Below are 529 nucleotides of genomic sequence, written 5' to 3' on the forward strand. Positions count from 1 at the left end.
CAATCCGAGCAGTTTCCTCCACAAGTTCAAGTTGCAGTCATTCGTGACTATGGCGAAACGGCGAATGCGAAAGTAAACAACTTGGTATCAAGCCTTGGCATCTCTATTCTAACGGTCGTGGTGTTTGTCGGTTTGTTCTTGAACTGGCGAAGCGCATTGGTGGTTGGTATCGCGATTCCGATTAGCTATGGCGCCGCGCTCGGGATGGACTTGGCATTTGGCTATTCCATCAACCGAGTCACACTCTTTGCGTTGATTTTGGCGCTAGGTTTGATCGTGGACGATCCGATCGCGAGTATCGACAACATTGAACGCTACCTCAAACGAAAAAATCTAACACGAACCAATGCGATTGTTCTCGCCATGGCAGAAATTCGTAGCGCCTTGTTAATGTCGACGGTCGCGATTGTTATCGTGTTTACGCCGATGTTTTTTATCACTGGGATGATGGGGCCTTACATGGCGCCACTGGCGTTCAACGTTCCTATAAGCGTTATCTTTAGTACCGTTGTCGCGTTTATGATCACGC

1 protein-coding gene is annotated in these 529 nt (G+C 48.4%); it reads left to right on the forward strand.

Annotated features, from left to right (window positions below; genetic code table 11):
• A partial coding sequence (locus tag R8N47_RS28160) for an efflux RND transporter permease subunit (protein ID WP_318186477.1) occupies nt 1–529 on the forward strand: 529 nt, incomplete at both ends.

The organism is Vibrio sp. 2132-1 (assembly GCF_033344315.1).